Origin of the sequence: Parahaliea mediterranea (genome assembly GCF_003402235.1) — a bacterium.
In the GTDB taxonomy this organism is placed as follows: domain Bacteria; phylum Pseudomonadota; class Gammaproteobacteria; order Pseudomonadales; family Halieaceae; genus Parahaliea; species Parahaliea mediterranea.
Genome location: NZ_QEWO01000001.1, coordinates 378,439 through 395,314 on the forward strand (window position 1 = coordinate 378,439; position 16,876 = coordinate 395,314).

Annotated in this window: 22 protein-coding genes and 2 tRNA genes; 2 read left to right on the forward strand and 22 right to left on the reverse strand. The window is 58.0% G+C overall.

Translation table 11 applies throughout. From position 1 onward, the window contains the following. The first annotated feature begins 113 nt into the window (after window positions 1-113). A complete protein-coding gene (locus DDZ17_RS22660) occupies window positions 114-971 on the forward strand; it encodes a hypothetical protein (RefSeq protein WP_193940523.1) in 858 nt (285 codons plus the stop codon). Window positions 972-1,811: 840 nt separating this feature from the next. Here the strand turns inward: DDZ17_RS22660 and DDZ17_RS22980 are convergent. From DDZ17_RS22980 to DDZ17_RS01550, 7 genes are all read right to left on the reverse strand, one after another. Further along, window positions 1,812-2,369, reverse strand: a complete 558-nt coding sequence (locus DDZ17_RS22980) for a hypothetical protein (protein WP_157976387.1) — start codon at window positions 2,367-2,369, stop codon at window positions 1,812-1,814. Next, window positions 2,326-2,739 carry a hypothetical protein gene (locus tag DDZ17_RS01525; RefSeq protein WP_157976388.1) on the reverse strand — a complete coding sequence of 138 codons (414 nt, stop codon included), beginning with the start codon at window positions 2,737-2,739 and terminating at the stop codon, window positions 2,326-2,328. Before DDZ17_RS01525 ends, DDZ17_RS22980 begins: the two co-directional genes overlap by 44 nt. 80 nt (window positions 2,740-2,819) lie before the next feature. After that, window positions 2,820-3,140: a hypothetical protein gene (locus tag DDZ17_RS01530; RefSeq protein ID WP_116364194.1), complete on the reverse strand. Its 321-nt coding sequence runs from the start codon at window positions 3,138-3,140 to the stop codon at window positions 2,820-2,822. Between the two features lie 11 nt (window positions 3,141-3,151). Then, complete coding sequence (locus DDZ17_RS01535; protein WP_116364195.1) at window positions 3,152-3,433, reverse strand: hypothetical protein; 282 nt, start codon at window positions 3,431-3,433, stop codon at window positions 3,152-3,154. A gap of 70 nt (window positions 3,434-3,503) precedes the next feature. Further along, window positions 3,504-4,046: a terminase small subunit gene (locus DDZ17_RS01540; protein WP_116364196.1), complete on the reverse strand. Its 543-nt coding sequence runs from the start codon at window positions 4,044-4,046 to the stop codon at window positions 3,504-3,506. A 44-nt stretch (window positions 4,047-4,090) separates the two neighbouring features. Beyond that, a complete protein-coding gene (locus DDZ17_RS01545; protein ID WP_157976389.1) occupies window positions 4,091-5,908 on the reverse strand; it encodes a coiled-coil domain-containing protein in 1,818 nt (605 codons plus the stop codon). Window positions 5,909-6,015: 107 nt separating this feature from the next. Further along, window positions 6,016-7,560 carry a hypothetical protein gene (locus tag DDZ17_RS01550; RefSeq protein ID WP_157976390.1) on the reverse strand — a complete coding sequence of 515 codons (1,545 nt, stop codon included), beginning with the start codon at window positions 7,558-7,560 and terminating at the stop codon, window positions 6,016-6,018. Between the two features lie 143 nt (window positions 7,561-7,703). Between DDZ17_RS01550 and DDZ17_RS01555 the strand changes: the two genes are divergently transcribed. Beyond that, entirely contained in the window at window positions 7,704-7,907 is a 204-nt protein-coding gene (locus DDZ17_RS01555; RefSeq protein ID WP_116364199.1) for a hypothetical protein, read from the forward strand. Window positions 7,908-7,985: 78 nt separating this feature from the next. Here DDZ17_RS01555 and DDZ17_RS01560 read toward each other — a convergent pair whose 3' ends face one another. The 15 genes from DDZ17_RS01560 to pgsA all read right to left on the reverse strand — a co-directional run bounded on the left by DDZ17_RS01560 (window position 7,986) and on the right by pgsA (window position 16,866). Continuing rightward, a complete protein-coding gene (locus DDZ17_RS01560; protein WP_116364200.1) occupies window positions 7,986-8,657 on the reverse strand; it encodes a hypothetical protein in 672 nt (223 codons plus the stop codon). A gap of 251 nt (window positions 8,658-8,908) precedes the next feature. After that, window positions 8,909-9,841: an AAA family ATPase gene (locus DDZ17_RS01565; protein WP_206613404.1), complete on the reverse strand. Its 933-nt coding sequence runs from the start codon at window positions 9,839-9,841 to the stop codon at window positions 8,909-8,911. A 4-nt stretch (window positions 9,842-9,845) separates the two neighbouring features. Continuing rightward, window positions 9,846-10,541 carry a helix-turn-helix domain-containing protein gene (locus tag DDZ17_RS01570; RefSeq protein ID WP_116364202.1) on the reverse strand — a complete coding sequence of 232 codons (696 nt, stop codon included), beginning with the start codon at window positions 10,539-10,541 and terminating at the stop codon, window positions 9,846-9,848. Then, complete coding sequence (locus tag DDZ17_RS01575) at window positions 10,538-10,957, reverse strand: DNA primase (RefSeq protein ID WP_193940525.1); 420 nt, start codon at window positions 10,955-10,957, stop codon at window positions 10,538-10,540. The genes DDZ17_RS01570 and DDZ17_RS01575 overlap by 4 nt, the downstream gene beginning before the upstream one ends. After that, the gene (locus DDZ17_RS01580) at window positions 10,954-11,139 is read right to left on the reverse strand and encodes a hypothetical protein (RefSeq protein WP_116364203.1); all 186 of its coding nucleotides are present in this window, start codon (window positions 11,137-11,139) and stop codon (window positions 10,954-10,956) included. Before DDZ17_RS01580 ends, DDZ17_RS01575 begins: the two co-directional genes overlap by 4 nt. Next, window positions 11,136-11,570, reverse strand: coding sequence for a helix-turn-helix domain-containing protein (locus DDZ17_RS22985; RefSeq protein WP_116364204.1), 435 nt, complete (start codon window positions 11,568-11,570; stop codon window positions 11,136-11,138). Before DDZ17_RS22985 ends, DDZ17_RS01580 begins: the two co-directional genes overlap by 4 nt. Continuing rightward, window positions 11,524-12,252 carry a hypothetical protein gene (locus DDZ17_RS01590; RefSeq protein WP_116364205.1) on the reverse strand — a complete coding sequence of 243 codons (729 nt, stop codon included), beginning with the start codon at window positions 12,250-12,252 and terminating at the stop codon, window positions 11,524-11,526. Before DDZ17_RS01590 ends, DDZ17_RS22985 begins: the two co-directional genes overlap by 47 nt. A 68-nt stretch (window positions 12,253-12,320) precedes the next feature. Next, window positions 12,321-12,665: a LexA family protein gene (locus tag DDZ17_RS01595; protein WP_116364206.1), complete on the reverse strand. Its 345-nt coding sequence runs from the start codon at window positions 12,663-12,665 to the stop codon at window positions 12,321-12,323. Window positions 12,666-12,833: 168 nt separating this feature from the next. After that, the gene (locus tag DDZ17_RS01600) at window positions 12,834-13,118 is read right to left on the reverse strand and encodes a hypothetical protein (RefSeq protein WP_116364207.1); all 285 of its coding nucleotides are present in this window, start codon (window positions 13,116-13,118) and stop codon (window positions 12,834-12,836) included. Window positions 13,119-13,211: 93 nt separating this feature from the next. Beyond that, complete coding sequence (locus DDZ17_RS01605; protein WP_116364208.1) at window positions 13,212-13,523, reverse strand: HigA family addiction module antitoxin; 312 nt, start codon at window positions 13,521-13,523, stop codon at window positions 13,212-13,214. 262 nt (window positions 13,524-13,785) lie between these two features. Next, entirely contained in the window at window positions 13,786-14,457 is a 672-nt protein-coding gene (locus DDZ17_RS01610; protein ID WP_206613405.1) for a DUF3800 domain-containing protein, read from the reverse strand. Next, window positions 14,457-15,695 (reverse strand): tyrosine-type recombinase/integrase, encoded by a 1,239-nt coding sequence (locus DDZ17_RS01615; RefSeq protein ID WP_116364209.1) that lies wholly within the window; start codon window positions 15,693-15,695, stop codon window positions 14,457-14,459. The genes DDZ17_RS01610 and DDZ17_RS01615 overlap by 1 nt, the downstream gene beginning before the upstream one ends. Window positions 15,696-15,902: 207 nt before the next feature. Continuing rightward, window positions 15,903-15,976, reverse strand: a tRNA-Cys gene (locus tag DDZ17_RS01620). A 139-nt stretch (window positions 15,977-16,115) separates the two neighbouring features. After that, window positions 16,116-16,191, reverse strand: a tRNA-Gly gene (locus DDZ17_RS01625). Between the two features lie 105 nt (window positions 16,192-16,296). Continuing rightward, entirely contained in the window at window positions 16,297-16,866 is a 570-nt protein-coding gene (gene pgsA / locus DDZ17_RS01630; RefSeq protein WP_116364210.1) for a CDP-diacylglycerol--glycerol-3-phosphate 3-phosphatidyltransferase, read from the reverse strand. Window positions 16,867-16,876: the final 10 nt, after the last annotated feature.

The following is a 16,876-nucleotide window of genomic DNA, read 5'->3' on the forward strand; positions in this document are numbered from 1 at the left end:
AACCGTGAAGCCCGTCACATGGCAAATCCACCCCAAAACGCTACACTGAAGACGGTAACAACGGCGCGGGCACGAAAGCCTCGCGTCTACAGCGATAACCAAAGGAAAACACCATGATCCGCAAGAACCGAAACACCGCCCTCGCCTGTGGCCTTGCACTGGCCCTGGGCAGCACCATTGCCAGCGCCGATATCGCCGAGGTCACCACCGAAGACGGCGAAGTCATGACCTTCGAATACGAAGGGGAACAGTTGCGTATCAACGTGCAGCAAAACGGCGAAGGCTACATGCTGCTGCGCGACAACAAAATGTATGTGGTGAGCTACAACGACGGCACGCCCATGGTCTTCGACCTCGGCTCCGCCTTCCGCATGTTCGGCCAGATGGCCGCCAGCGCCACCCCGAACACCGTTGAGAGCAAAGTCATCTCCCTCAAGCCCACCGGGGCCGACGAAACCCTGGGTGGCATCAAGGGTGAAGTGTACGAACTGCGCTTTGTCGACCACGAAGGCCGCGAGCGGCAAGACACCATGGTGCTGTCCAGCGACCCACTGGCCATCGGGTTTCGCGACGCCATCGAGAACATGGCCAACACCCTGGCGAACAACCTGGACAAGGAAAACCTCAAGCAACAGGTGGAAGCCAGCGAAAAACTGCAGCGGCAACTGGCCGACCTCGACAAAGGCGTGCTGCGCTACGGCAAAGACATGCAGATTCGCTCCATCAAAGATACCACCGTCGATCCCCAGCGCTTTGTCTTGCCCGCCGAACCCACTGACCTCGGCGGCATGATGAGCGGCATGTTCGGCGGCGGCGAAGGTGGCAACAACGGCGGCCTGGGCGGCCTGTTTGGCGGTGGCAACAACAACTCAGACGCCCCTGCCGATGGCACTGGTGAAAGCACCAACTCCACCGCCGAGGACGTCGGCAAAGCCGTTGGCGAAGCCTTCGGCAAACTGTTCGGTAACTGATAGGAACACCAGGGCCGCCTGGGCAGAGCTTCAGGCGGCCTTCGGAGGAATCTGGTTCAAGCGCGAACCGTGTGCCCGGATTATTCCGGGTATGCGAGGGGTGGTGTTTCTAAAGGGAAAATGGAGTCGGGTCATCTCCGAAAAGGTGATCTATCCATTTGATATTCATGAATTTTGCATTAATGGAAATATCCTTATACCGCCATATATACCGACAGTTCCATTTTTCACCTTCCTTTAGAGGGCTGGCTAAGCCCCCACAGTTTGCCCCGCCGGCGCCATGGCCTGAAGCGACTTGTCCCCCTCATTGCTCGCCAAGCTGTCCAACTTGGCAAGGATGAGGGAATTGACAGGTGCCCCGGCATCGACAATCCTAACCCGTCCGGCAGCACTGTCGGATAACGGAGGGCTCCTTGCCCCGGGCAGTTCCCGGGATCACCTTGGAGCCCATTTTTCCGGCCAACTGCTCCGCGGGAGTCGTCGCGCCGTCAGTAGGGATGCCAACGTCAGTCCTCCTGGTATCTCGCGCCGGATTCGTTACCTCAGCCTATTCTCATGGTGCTATATACCCACCACGCTGTAGCCGTCACAACCAAATAAGCCAAAGTTGATATTGACCAGATTGTTCTCTATCTTCCCTCTGCGCGCCCGCTGTAGGCTGGGCAGAGCGATGGACGGCATTGCCGGACAACTCCCCAGATATGCCAGCGGGCGCGCTTCCACCAACTTGCTACGCGGATCGCCTGCTGTACCCACTTCAGGTCTACCTGCTTGTTCTGGCCGCGGTATATCCACTTGTCGAGGAAGGCGGTCAGCTTGGTTTCCTGGGGCATTACCCAGTCAGAACTGGCCGGGTCGACGCACCCGGCCCCGGTTCACGCGGAGCCAGTCCGCTACATCCGGCTGTTTGGTGCGCAGCGCCTCGAGAATGGCCGCCCGAGTAGAGGAAGCGGGTTCTCCATCCCAGTGGCGCGCCAGTAGGGATTGCGCTGTCACGCCCGTTGGGGAGCTGTCAGAGGGATTGTTGCCAGAAAGGGTGAAGGGGTGGCGGGCGCGGGAAAATACGGCGTCCAGCCCGCCGTCGCGGACTAGCGAATCCGACCGGGTGAAAACTTGCTCCAGTATTCCGGGTCGCGCTCCGCTCTCGCTCTCCACAAGGGACTGGAGGAATATTCCTCGGCGCAGCGTTGCCTCACCTGCTTTAGCTGCTCTTGCGCCTGGCGCTCCTTTTCCTCGTTCCAATCGGGCGGCGTCAAGGGGTCTCCCTCGGCTATCAACGTACTGATTGGAACTGAAGTCATAGCGGTAGTCTTTGATTTCCGGGAACTGGCTGTGCAGATTTGCCAGGAAAGTATCACATACCCTTGGCACCGCCCAGCTGGAAAAACAACGGGCCATAATGCATGGCGATGTCCTGCCCGAACAGCTTGCGGCCGCCAAAATGGCCCAGGCCCTCGTTTGCTATGATTTCTTCGAGGTGCGCATCAGAGCGCACCGCACTGGCAACCACATACACGGTATTGTTATGGAATACGCCCTCTATCTGGCCGGTGGCGCCATCCTTTTCTGCACGCTGGCGAATCACATCAGGAAGGCTCGCCTCCGTCGCAACCACCTCAAGGGCGACTCCGCCCCGATCGAGCCCCAGGCGCCGGTGGATTTCGAGGGCATTCCGCGAAGCCTCATCCACCCCCATCAGTGCATCAGTGAGAACAGAACGCGAAAACGCCGGCGCTGATCCGTCAGGTGCTGGCGAACTGCTTTCCACCTACGGCAACAATCCCTGGCGCGCCTCGCAGTCGGGAAGAATTGAAGTAGTAGGCTGGTTCGCCCAGGGCCAGAGCCTATCTACTTTTCCCAGTATTCAATTCCATGCTGGAAACGAAACTCGGCGTCTGCCGTCTCAAACTCGGCCGTCCATTGCTCGGGCGTGTAGCCTGGGCGTTCAAGCCACCAGTCATCCTCGAAGCCAAAGGCAAGAACGCAATTGCGCAGGATCTGCGCCTCTCGGCAGTTGCAGGGCTCCCCGACCATCGCCAACTGAAGTAAGCCCTCTGCCACCATAACTCGATCAAGCAGAGCTGCATTGGCCGCCTTGATGTGTTCTAGCTGGGCCTGGACAGTACCAATGGTGACCCGCAATTGTTCCTCGTCGGAAAGCTCGAGCATGTAGGCCCCGACTATTGCAGTTGGCCGTCAGCCCACCGCGCCACCGCCTGGCGCCATCCCTGCTCCGCAGCCAGTACCGTACTGCGAATGTCATCCAGCGTTGCACTGGACTCCAGCGGGCCGACAAAGTGCGCGCCCTGGCAGCGAATCAGCTTGATGGCCTGATCGGTGTTGTACTTCACAGCCAGCCAGCGGAGGCCCCCAGCGCCCTCTGGTAGCGCGAACAGCAGCTTGGGCAGGTCGCCCCGCCGGATGGTCTTGTGCAATCCCTGAATGACAATCTCGTCAATCATGCCCTCTCCCCCATGGTGTACAGTGTTCAGTCTCGGACGGCCAGTTCACCAATGGCGCGCCCTGTTCGTTTCAGCCAGTGCCGCCCGCGGCATCCACGATACGGCGGGTGATTGTCTTCACCTCGCCCCGGTGGTTGTGGTCGATGACCTCCCTGAAGGCGCCTACCGCCACATGCCGACCGATCAGTTCCAGGTTTCGCAGTTTGTCGGGCCACTTGATCTTTTTCAGCAGGGCGGTCATTTCGCGGCCCTCGCCCGACCCTTCCCAATACTCGGACACGTCGACGCCAGACAGAGTGCGGCGCCAGGTTTCAGGCCACTCCCTGAGCGGCTTGACCGAGAAGTCATCGTTGAGAATCTCGGCTATGTCCATCTGGTCAATTTCGACCAGGCGCTGCAGCACGTAGTCGGCGCTGATCTGAATGCGCTCCATCCGCTCGGCTTTCAGCGCCTCGATTCGCTCCGCGATATTGGGTTTTGCTAAGTTCTGGCAGCCCATGTCCTTTGCCGTTTTCTTACTGTACCCGGCCCTGGCAGCCGCCTGAGTGGCATTCAGGTCTACCAGGTACTCATGGCAAAATTGCTCCTGTTTTGCTGTCAGCTTGACGCTCATGCTCCGTTGTCCAAGTAGATTTCTTCCCACAGGTACCTTACCGGCTATTCCTCGGAAGTAATCATGGTGTTATTGGTGGTCAGTGCGCTGGACGCCATGAGGCCGATGATGTTGCCACCGGATTGCGTTATCTCAGCCTGCGAAGCAATGGAGCGGATATAGCCCTCAACGTTGGCTGTCTGAGCCTTCAGGTTTGTTTCTACCCGGGCAATGGCGGCATTCAGTTCCAGGCGATCCTTTTCATAGCTCGTGTTGATGAGGCGCAGCCGGGCCTCGACTTCCGCGGTGTACCGGGCAAGCGCCGTGCGATAGGCGTCACTGCTGGCGTCGAAGCGGGCTGACTCGCCCTGAATCTCTGCCGCATACTTGCGAATGGTGCTGTCGCGGTGGTCGATGATGGCTCGGTTGTACTCGGCAACCGACTGGGAAATAGCGCGCTCGGCGCTGACCTTCGTGCCAATGGCGTCCACCCGGCGGCCGTAGGCCTGCACTTCGGCCTGGTAGGCATCCACCCTGGCGGCATCGCCCTGGACGGCGGCGCGGTACGCATTGAACTCCGCCTCCTTCCCGCTGACCCGGGCGGCATAGGCCCGCACCTGGCTCTCGAACACGGACATTTTCTGCGCCTCGGCCTCAAGGCGTGTGCGCACTCCCTGAAGCTGGGCGGTGTAAAGGTCTACCTTCTGCTGCTGGCCGCGAATTTTCGCTTCGTACAGTGCAATCTCGTTGCGGTCGACCTCAATTTTCAGGCGCTCGGCCTCTATCTGCACCTCGAACTGCCGGATGATGGCGAAGGCAGATTCCAGCCGAACAGCGTATACCTGGGCCTCTGCCTGGTACCGCTGAACTTCGAGGCGGTAGAGCTCGGCGCGCTGGTTGAACATTTCCGAAGCCCACCGCCCGACCTCCCTGGCATACTCCAAAGCCTGGCCGTTGGCGCTGAAAACCAATTGCAGGTAGTTCTGCATGGCGCCGCTGAAGTGCTGCCGGATGCTGGTAGACAACTGAAGCACGAACTGAAGGTGCTGCTGCTCAATTTCCTTTCGGCGCACCACAATATCGGCATTGGCCTGGGCCAGCGCGCTGCCGGTATTCTGAGCCGCCCGGGCCAGACCTGACATTACCGCTCCCGGAGGGATGGCGAAGCCGCGGCGGGCATACTCGGCGGTTACCGCCTCCTGTGACCGGTGGGCTTCCTCGTTCACCCGGACCCGCGCACGGTCGTACATGGCGTTCTCCCAGCCCTCATCCATGGCGTTCCCGCCGGCGATGCCGTCAGTGATCCTCGCCTCAATCGCGGCCAGCCCTGTTGAGTATTCCGGGCAATACTGGGCTATCCAAGCGTCAGCATAGGACTCCGCAGCATCCACCAGCACCTGGAAGTTCTCGCCCCTGGCATCCTTGAACGCCGTTACCAGGTCGGTCTGCTCAATATCTGGCAGCGCCATCGCATCATCGAAGGTGGGCGGTGATACCTCTGGCACCTGAATGGCGGCTCCCGCCCCGCCGGGATCGCTGGGGAGCTCCACGCTTGGCAGGGTCGGAAACGGGACATTGGTATTGATGCTGGGTGCGCTGTCGGTGAAGTCAGGAACGCCCCAGGATGGCGGCTGCACACGGAATAGGTTGGCGGTATCCAGCGCGGGCGGCGCGGACGGCAACTCAGGCGACACAGGGATATACGGTTCGAGCATTTCCTGAACACCATCCATATCCAACTCCGGTGCCTGGAAGGTGTCACCAAAGTCACCGGGCAAGGTCGCAGACAGGAAGCTATCGTTGGCGTCAACGGTTGATTCCCAGCTTACTTCCTGCACATTGACGAAGGCCCGGCCCTGGGCAACCACGTTGGCGGTATTCACCAGGCTGCGCGCCTCGTTCAGCAGTTCGCCGGCATACTGCTTCGCGTCATTGATTACTGTTTTGATTGTAGCCATTGGGCTTTTGTCCCCAGTGAAATGTAAGGGTGTTAGAGATAGTCATCCAGGCTGAATTGCCCGCTGTCCTCAACAATCGGCGCCTCCCTGAAAACAACGCTTCCATCTTCTCCCAGCACCGGTACACCATCTTTTGTCTCGATTGAGCCGAGCAGGCGTCCCACGATCTGGCTCATTGAAGGGCCCTGGTTGGGGTTGTAAGCCTCGCCGGCGATGGCCATCAACTGCGAGTAGACCTCGGGCATGCTTTCCTTGTAGGGCAGAAGAATCTGATCTGCTTCGTCCAGGGAGCTTTGGCGCGCAAGGCGCGCCTCCTTAGCACTTTCCCGGCTGGCCTGGCGCCGGTCACGGGCCGCGTCCTGCTGTTGCTTGAAGGCATCCAATTGGGTCTTTGCGTTTGCACCAGCGGCCTGGGCGTCAACCTGATAGGCGCCGGCCGGGTCGGCGCGGTATGCGGCGCGCTGCTCCGGGGCCAGGCCTTCCTCTGCCAGTTGGCGCTGGACAACACCGGCTGGATCCCCGCGGCGGGCCTCGGCCATCTGCAGGCTGCGCAGGCGCTCGGTCGCTGAACCGCCAAAGTGGCGCCGGCCATCGCTGCCGGTGGTGTTGGCGATGTACTGCTCCCGGGCCTGCTGAGCGCGGGCTTCCTCTGACTGGGCCGGCTGGCCGGCACCGGGGCGGCTGAAGGCAGTACGAGTATCAGTAAACTCTGTCACCGGTGCGTTGGGGTCGGCCGCCAGGCTGCCGTCACGGTTGCGAGCAGCCACCTTAGGAGTGCCGGGCCGGGAAAGTACCTGGCTGTCGCCGTACTGGCCGGCGTAGCTGTAGTCCGTGCCCTCTATGGGCTGTGGCCGGCCGGCATTAACCTGGGAGCCTGCTGTCTGGCCCTGGGTAGTAGTGTGCGCAAGAACCGCCGATTCAGCGCCGGCTCTGGGTACATAGCGCTGGGCATTGGTTTGAGATGTGGGATCACTCGGGGCGGGGGTTTTCTTCTGGGCCCCGTTGTCGCCATCCGCGAAGTAACCCGTGACACTATCCATCGTGCGCTTCAGAAAAGATGGATTGGCTTCCCCTTCCCGGTACTCAGCAATCGCGGCGCGGGAAACCTCCGGATCATCAGACAACATCCGGGATTGCAGGTCATCGGTACCAGAGAGCCTGGACATCGCATTTGTCAGGGGGCGCTGCAGGGCCTTGGCACCGGCCGTGCCCTTGAGTGCGTCGCCGCCGTAATAGCCGATGGCACCGGCCGCATGGTAAGGGAGACTTATCAACCGGCCACCCACCTTGGCCGCGGCCTTTGCGCCCGCCTTGGCGACCGTTCCATAGCCCAGATTACGCGGCCGGGTCAACACATCCTTGGTGGCACCGGCAGCGCGCGCTGTGGCGCTTCCGGCCCTTGAAGCCAGGGATGGCCTGGCTGGCTGGGAAGGCTGGGCCGCGGGCTGTGCAGGGCGCTGTAGTCGTGAGTAGCGGCGTTGGTCGATGGCGTTCTGCGCTGCCTGGGCATTGCGGGCGCCCTTGTGGTCGAAGGGCTGGTCATACATTGCCATTGTCGTTCTCCAAGTGAGGATCAAAGTAGCAGCGCCCCGAACCTAGCACGTTGCGGGGCCCTGTCTGAAACTGAAAGTTTTGAGGTGCCGACTTGCGGCCGAATTGCCGCGCGAGTAGGTTTGGTTCTACGAGAACCGCCCCACCGGGCCAGCAGGAGCCGCCATAAATGAAAACCGCTATCTTGATTGGCATTGCCGTAGTCGCGCTGTGCGGACTGGTTTGGTGGGTCAGGGCGCGGTTGGCGCTGCATCGTGGTGAGCCGTTCATCTTCCCGGGCGGGAAAGCACCTCGCCCACCCGCCGAAGATATTGAGGACGACTTCATCTGCTTGCTCACAGAGGATCGCTTCTGGCCAAAGGATCCAGACTGATTCGCACGGCCAGGGCGCAAAATACCAACCTCCGAACGCCCGCCAAAACATGAACTGAGCTTTAACTTTCCCATTCGCCTACGCAGACTCGCGAAGGCCCAGGAAAGAGGCGTCAGGGTACCGGAGACGACACAGCTCATCGGCTTGCTCCCTGGCTTCTGCGGGCCCTTCCGCTTCGACCTCGAGCCGTACCGGTTCGTTGCCAGCGGCATATTCAACAGTGAACTTTTGGAGGGCTGCGGCTTTGACCGCAGGTTTTGCCGGGGCGCGCCGTGCAGTCACCGGGGCCTGGGGTTTCAGGACGGCAGCTATCAACGAGCGGGCGCGGCCACGGTCAATCCAGGTATCCAGTACGTCAGGCTCGTTTAGTCCCCACTTCCGGCCGTTACCGTCCTTGATCGCCAGGGGTTCGTGAGAAGTGACAACGCCTTTGATTTCCTCATCACCGACCCAGGCCGACAAGTTGCTGCCCACTTCAGGGATTGAGGTAATCACTCGATAGTCGCAGAGCAGGTCGGCACTCTGTACCTCTGCCACTGCGCGTACGGCGGAGTTTTTCACCCTGATGAGGGTTTTTATCAAAGGATCCCGAGCAGGCTTCCCGCCATGGCTTAACATGGCCTCGGCCAACCAGACGTGATCGCTGTCAGAACGCACAAGTACCCCCTGGACGGCAACGTTATCGGTACGCAGCTCCACTAATTTCGTTGGTTCCATTCTTGATTCCTCAATTGTCATTTTGATGGTCATAGTTCCCGCGGCTCAGGCCGCCTGGCCTCCGCTGCGGGGGATTTCGATGCGCATGGGGGCTGGGACGATGTGGCCGCGAACTGGCGGGAATGGTGCGCCCACAGGGCCCGCCTTCCCTCCAACTTCGGTATCGCCGCTATCCTCGACGCCCGCTGACGCGGCCACTCCGTATCTGCCGCAGACCTCCCGGTTGCTGACACGATCTCCCTCCCGCTTCTCGGCATGGCTCAGTGCGTAGTAATCGGGGTGTCTCATGCCAAACATCTCGGGGTTGCGCCCTTTCGGTGGAATGCCCTTGCTTCCGTTCTCCAAAGCCCTATGCGTCCCTCAAAGGAGTGTTTTCTCTGCTTCTTGATGTCGAGAAGAACGTCTGGCATTTCGAGCAATTTCTGCTCTTCTTCGTCGGGCTGGTAACCATTTTCAACCTTAAAGGCCAGCGCCTTTTTCTTCTTGTTCGACCAAATAGACATGACGTTGTGGGCGTTGTCAGCAAGCCCGCCTGAGCCCTTCAGATCGTCAACAACGGGCATTGGGTTATCACCGTCGTGGTGGGAGCCTTTGCGCGAGTGGTGGACGACAATGCAGTGAGCGCTATGCCTGCGAACCAGGTTGGTGATCTCTACGACAAATTCGCGCTCAAGATTTATGTTGTTATCGGGCATATTCACCCGCTGAAGACAATCGAGGACTACCAACTTGCAACCTATCTCCAGGGTGGCGTTGATCTTGGCAATAGCCGAGTGCGGGCTATCAACCATCTCATCGACCATAAGCAACTTGTCCTCAACCACGGACATGGCCCTTTGCCTGAAATCGGAGGTCGGGTTCACGCTGTTTGCCATCTGCTCAATGAGCAACAAGAGCAGGTCTTCCGGCTCCATTTCGTAGCTGATAAGACCCGCCTTCCCCGCACCAGACATAATCCAGTCAGCGATCAGGTAGTTAACCACCGTGGACTTGTAGCTACCGCGAGACCCGAAAACAATGGACAGCTCTTTGGGCCGGATGACGAACCTGTCACCCCACTGGTCCCAGAACGGGCGAAAGGCGCCCATGTTCCGTCCGTTCGACGCCAGGGTGTTCAGCCGCCCCAAAAACTCAGAAGGCGAAAACAGATTGGCCATCTGCTCAACCTGTGTGTTGACCTCGAGGTCCGCTAGCTGCATGAACTCGGAATCGTGCAATTTCCTACTCATAGTCGTATCCGTGAATCATTTGGTTTGCCTTATCGTTTTCGCCCTTCACCCTCTCCCACTCGTCCTCCCAGCGAGAGCCGTTGAGGTAGGTGGTCGGGTTGGGGGCGTACCCGTCGAGCCATTGCCGATCAGCCTTAGCCCTTGCCTGGACGTTAGCGATAACCAGGCTCTGCACATCTGGCTTCAGCTTCGAGAACTTGGACTTGGATTTCTTCTTGTCCACCTTCTTGGGATAGGCAGACCAAAACGCATCAAATGCGTCAATTTCGTCACCCAATAAATCCGTCGCATATATATCTTTGGTTTTCTTGGTTAATTCGGGTGACTCTCTGTCACCCCTATTACGACTCTGTGCCGGGGGGGTGACTTTCTGCCGGGGTGACTCTATGCCGGGGGGGTGACTCTGTGCCGGGGGGGTTGATATGGCGTAACGAATGGTGCCAAGCTGGGAATAACCACTGTTCAGAAGCCAGCCACTGGCGCACATTTCTTTCAGGTGACGCTGCACCGTCCTGGTGTTAAGCCCGGTTTTATCCGCGATGGTCCCGACACTTGGCCAAGCCATTTCCTTATAGTCATTCATGTGCGTTCTGAGGTAGGCGGCAACCAGCTTTTGTGGTGACTTCAGGTCACTATCAAACACGCCGAGAAGCCAGGTGGTGGCGTTATTGGCGGCCCTCTTGCTCAACTCAGCGCGCCCATCTCGTATGCGATCTCTACAATGGCATCGCTTTTGGGTGGTCTTCGCTTCAGTGCGGCCCTGTAACGCTCTATATCGGCTTTTGAAAGCCTCCTACCCTTTGCCCTGTCATGCTCCGCAATTTCAATGACGAGGCTGTCAACGGTCTCTGCGGGGGCGCTATACCTGCGCGTTCGATAATGGTCTGTCGGTGGGTAGAGGTCGCAAACCTCAAGCCCTATGGCCGCCAGAACGTCCACAGCGCCACAGCCGGCGAAGCAGTGAATCAGCGTGCGACCATCACCCGCGTCCTTGATAGACAGGCTGGGGCCGTTATCCTGGTGTGCAGGGCAGCGGGCGATCCACTGCCCTTTGCCAGTCGGCTTACAGAACTCCAGACGATTCACTATCTCGTGCGCGCTCATGATTGGGCCTTCGCGCCGCGGAGTATCTGACTCAGCCTGAGGGCTAGGCCGGGTACCTCATCGGAGGCCTGAACACCGCCCAGCCGCAGGCGGCCGGTGCCGGCATCGAGGATCAGGGCTTCGATGGCAGCAATGTGGCGCTGCAGGAGATCGGCTTGGGGGTTGTGGAGGGCGGCGCTCATGCCGCATCTCCGGCCGTGTTCGTCTGCTCCACAAATTGGCCGAGCCATTCATCGAGAGCATCACGTGAGTAAACCACGCGATTTCCAATTTTACGGTACCGCGGAGCTGTTACGCCGGCCAACTTGCCGGTGTGTCTTGCATTTCTAAGGGTGTCTGGAGACTTGTAACCGAGGTATTCTGCAGCCTCGCAGCTATCGTACAACTCAGGACGGAACTTCTCCGAATGCGGCGAATGGCCAGACGGTGTGCTAGTTGTTTCTCGTGATGAAGGTTGAGTCGTCATGCCTTCTGCCTCCTTCGGCGTTATCTGACATGACACCCTATTATTCACATGAGCATTCTGATTACACGAGCACGCAAAGGGGTGTTGCGTGCTCAAAATTCTAGTTTTTTGGCTTTTCCCTGGCGCGAAGCCTACGGGCCCGCTCATCAATACTTCCGGCTTCTTCGGTGCTCCTGCCCTTCATTCGAAGATATTCATCCTCCAAATCGGGCACATTTTTTTTGCGATTCTTCGCCCGATACTTGTTAATGAATTTCAAGATTAAGAACTCTCTACTATCGTGCTCAGCAGCTCTCCGAGTAGCAAAATCTCCATACCCGCGTATTCGTTCTTTGAAGAATTTATCCATCTCAACATCCCCATGGCTGAGGAAGTAAGCATCAAAGGAATCAGCTACAGCGAGAAGAATTTCTGGCGGTGGATAGTATCCCTGCCGAATGAGCATCAGGAACGCTTCGAGAGGGGTGCTACCAAATGCCTCGTCACGTTCGCGGCTTAAAAATTCGCCATAATCAGCAGACAGCTTTTTCCATGCGGCATCAAGCTCAGAGAGGTGTGTGCCGTAGTCTTCAGCAATCTCGTTTCGAATACACCTGACGTGTGGCCAGGTGTTGTTATGAGAAAGGGGGGCTTGGTGATTTTCGTTGCCTACTTCGGATTTTTGCCATTCGGCCTCTAGTAGACGGACAAAATCATCAACGGTTTTTGCGTTAGCCTCGTCAGCAGCGGAGGCAGCAACAATTCGGTCAAACTCCGCTTTGCCCTCATCGCTAAAGCCCTCGTATAGAGCCTCTATCTGATCGTCAGAGCCAAAGAGCGAAAAGGTCATGATCCCCCCAAAAGAATGGTTTTCTACCTGTCGCGCCAGGCCGCCCGGGGCTAGCCTGGCGCTATATATCACCAAGGCCCAGGGAACGGGCCGTGATTGATTTGGAATACCCTGCCTAAAATCTGGAAATTTTGGGTCACAACCGGAAATTCATCGCGATCCGGATTCATCGGTAAGAGCGCCTGCTCACCACCTGCCGAAACGAGCTTCCTGAAAACTCGCTTGCCTTCGTGCTCTGCGATTACATAGTCACCAAGTGAGGCCTTGCGCTGGGGGTCATATAGAACCGATCCGCCTTGAGGGAAAGAGTTATGCGGCCACTGGCCTGCCGGATCGAACATTGAATCGTCGATGATTTCGTAAGCCGGTATATTTTTGAGTTTCAAGGACTGTGACGAACTACAGGTGCCCATTCTGGCCCTCCTTGGCAGCCTGTAGCCTATTTTCCAGGCGCTGTTTAAAATTGGAATTAATTCGTTCCTGAACATCTGCGGGCAGCGTTGAAAGCCCCGCCTCAATATGTTCTATGAGGTACGAGATCCCGGAATTGCGTTGAGAAATTGAATTATTCAGTTCCATGACTACACCCCATGGGATTCTTTGAGTCTTTGAAGTATTGACAGGTCATCTTCCATATTCCCAGCGAGATACTCGATATGGGTGCCCAGAGCTTCAACCGTGCGGGCAGCGCCCTCAATATCATCTTCTCGTAAGCGGACATCCTCTGAAACCTGATTCGTAACCATAAGCCCGCCAATGAATCTGACGGCCTCGGCAGCAATCAGAAGTGCCTCCCGCTTTGCCTCGACACTACTGTGAATGCGAAGGATTTCTAACCCATTATTGGTAGAATGTTGTGTAGCCATGATGCGCCTCCTTTGTAGGCGTTTTTGTGGTCAGGGGGCGCTGGTGCTTCACCACCAGTTGCCCCCGCTTTTCTGCCCAGGTGGGCAAAATCTTTACTGAGCGGCCGGCGCCGGCTTTACGTGCTTGGGCTCAAACTTCAGCTTTGCCTGCCAAAGATCGTAATTGATCTGCTCCGCAAGCCAGTGCTGCGCATCACCGCCCCGCTCTGTTCCCAGCCAGGCCTCCAAACGCAGCGCCATTTCCGGCGAGATCCCCGCCCGACCGTTAAGGACTCGAGACAGGGTAACTCTGGTGACACCAAGCTGCCCCGCGGCCTGGGTGACAGTCAGGCCCAACGCAGGCAGAACGTCATCGCGCAGAGTGCTTCCCGGATGTGGCGGGCTATGTTGGCGGGATTTGTTCATATTCTAGATATATGCCTTCTTGTCCATTCGCGTAACACTACAACCAAATGTATAGCGTATTTTTACACATTACAATACTTGCCTCGATTAGAGCGCGGGCTGTGTAGCAATTTACGACATGGACGAACCCTGGAAACTTCTCCTATAATGCCCACTTCAGGGATCGCCCCTACCAGTTTTGAGCCGATGGCTCGCACCGGAAAGGTACCTCCTCGATGACAAGAGCCCAAGGGGCTCTCTCCTTCGGGAGTAGTCGAGGAGGTCATTTCTTCCCCCGCCGTTTTACTTGCTCACCTTCTCCCCACATCACGAATTCGCTGTAGATCATCGGCCGTATGGCTTCGTAAAATTCGAGGTCACCCCTTTCCCATTTCCGATAGATTGCCCAATTACAGTAGTCGGCTATCTGCAACCCATAGTGGGAGCGAGAGTCATGGTGTAGAACGCGGAATACCTCTCTCTTTGGGAGCACGTTAGCAAGCACCGTTTTGACGCCCTTCTCAATTGCTCGACGTTTTTTGTTCAGAGGGATGGTATCAGTGACAACAATGACCTCCTTTACGTGCGGAGCACTCTCCTTAAGAAGTACATCACGCAACAGGAATCCGAGCATTTGCGGATAGAATTCCTGCTCTCGGCGTATCGGGACTACCGTTTTTGACTTGGGGATCACTAAACTGTAAACCCTGAGCGTATCGGCATGGCCTGATATTTGCTCAAACACACGGCGCCTTACATGCACATTATCTTCGGCACAATGGAAGTGCTCCCGATCCTGGCCAAATTCCAGTAGATCGTACTTGTAAGAATCCAAAGCGCCATTCAGCAAGAACGGGCGCGTTCTCGCTATGCAGGTTAGTGTGAAGTACTTAGAACCTTTCTCAGAAAAATCGAAATTACCGCCTTCATCGAGAAAAATATAAACGGTGTCCACTAGCTGCCCTTACCAAAAGCAGCGACCACAACGTTCCCTGACTTCGCCTGCTCCCGCAGCACGTCCAGGTAGTCTGCCCAGCCCTGCATCATATTCGCCCGCCCCTCCAGGTGACTGGTGCGGTTGTAGGCGCGTCCGTTGGCGTCTTTCACAGCATGGGCTAGCTGGTGCTCAATCCAGTCCACCCGATAGCCCAGCACTTCATCCAGCAGGGTGCGGGCCGTGGCGCGGAAGCCATGGGGAGTAACTTGCTCCTTGCTGTACCCAATGGTGCGGAGCGCAACACGAACTGCATTGTCGGAAAGGCAGCGGCTGGCGCCTCTGGCGCTGGGAAAGACATAGAGGCCGCGGTGTTCGGTGAAAGGCTGGATCTCGCGCAGCAGGGCCAGCGCCTGGGTACACAGTGGCACGATATGGGGCTGGCGCATTTTCATTTTCTCGGCGGGTATCTCCCACTGCGCGGCGTCCCAATTGATCTCCGCCCACTCCATTGCTCGGATCTCCCCGGGGCGCTGGAACAGCAATGGCGTAAGCAGGAGAGCAGTCTTTACTACAAAGGTGCCGTCGAAGCCTTCCATTGCCACAAGTAGGCGTCCAACCTCGGTTGGATCAGTGATCGCGGCCCGGTGTTGTTTCTGGCGAGAGGTCAGAGCGCCCTTCAGGTCACCGCTTGGGTCACGCTGAGCCCGGCCTGTAACTACGGCGTAGCGAAATATCTGGCCGGCAATCTGACGGGCACGGTGGGCTGAATCAATGGTGCCGCTGGATTCTGCCCGCTTCAGGGCTGCTAGCAGTTCCTGCGGCTCTATATCGGCTATTGGCCGGCTACCGAGCCAGGGAGCAAGGTAGTTGTCGATGATACTCTGGTTACGCTTCTTGGTGGCCGGAGCCTTGTCAGCCAAGCGCACCTCTACCCATTCCGAGGCCAAGGCCTGGAAGCTCTCGGCAGCCGCCAGGTTGCGTTTCAATTTCTCAACCTTGCGCACAGCGCCCGGGTCGGCATCGTTAGAAAGGAGTTCTCGAGCCTTGCGGTGTTTCTGCCGGGCGGCCTTTAACGTGACTTCGGGGTATACACCAATGGCGAGCGTCTTTCGCTTACCGCCAAAACGGTAGTCGTAACGCCAATACCTGGCGCCTTTGGGATTCACTAGGAGGTGCAAACCGCCGCCGTCAGCCAGTTTATAGGCTGTGTCCCTGGGCTTGGCCTGCTCTACCTGCTTTGCCGTCAGCTTCTCCATACCGTCCTCACTTGACGGTACCAGCGAGTCAGGTACCGCCAATACCGTCAGTTGTACCGCCAGAAATGTCGGTATCTAGGTCAACGCAAAGTGACCCGATGTGATGGAGTATTGCAGGCAATCCGGCTCAAAGCCAGTGTTTACGGGGTATTTAGGGCATAGCGAGTGCCTTGGCGTGATACCAAGTGACGCTATTCAAGAGGTAAATGGAGGCTCGGGTCGGAATCGAACCGGCGTACACGGAGTTGCAGTCCGCTGCATAACCACTCTGCCACCGAGCCATGGGGATGGAGCGATACGCTGGCGCGTGTCTTAACTCCTGGGATGTGAGGGCTGGAGCGAGAAACGGCCGGGATGGCGCACCATTTCGAGCTCCTCAATCCGGTCGACTGCAAAGGGTTTGCGCGTCAACGTGAGGATTGGAGCGGGAAACCGGGTTCGAACCGGCGACCTCAACCTTGGCAAGGTTGCGCTCTACCAACTGAGCTATTCCCGCCTCACACAGAGGGTGCCCATTGTATGAATTGCGGCGCCGGAGTCAACAACCTTCGTAGAAAATTCCGCTAACTTGCTGAAACCGGGCGATTTTATAGCCAGCGCCCTAGGCCTTTGCGTGTTCGATCATCACCTGGCGGGCCGCGCGCAGGTAAATCATCATGGACCACAGGGTCAGAACGGCGGCGGTGTACAGCATCAGGTAGGACAGGGCCAGCAACCAGCTTTCGTCGGTGGCCGGGTCGATGGCCAGAAGCCCGACGATGGCCACCATCTGGAAGGCGGTTTTGACCTTGCCCACATAGGACACGGCCACGGAGGTGCGCTGCCCCAGTTCGGCCATCCACTCGCGCAGGGCGGAGATGACGATTTCGCGGCCGATAATGACGCAGGCCGCCAGGGTAAACAGGATGGTGTCGTGCCGCTCCACCAGCAGCACCAGCGCCACAGCTACCATGAGTTTGTCGGCCACGGGGTCTAGGAAGGCGCCGAAGGAGGTCATCTGGTCGAGCCGCCGCGCCAGATAGCCGTCGAACCAGTCGGTGACCGCCGCCAGGGCGAAGATGCCCGCCGCTACCAGCAGGTGCTTGTCAAAGGGAAGGTAAAACACCAGCACCAGCACGGGAATCAGGAAGATGCGCAGCATGGTCAGCGCATTGGGAATGTTGACGTGCAAGCTTGTGCTC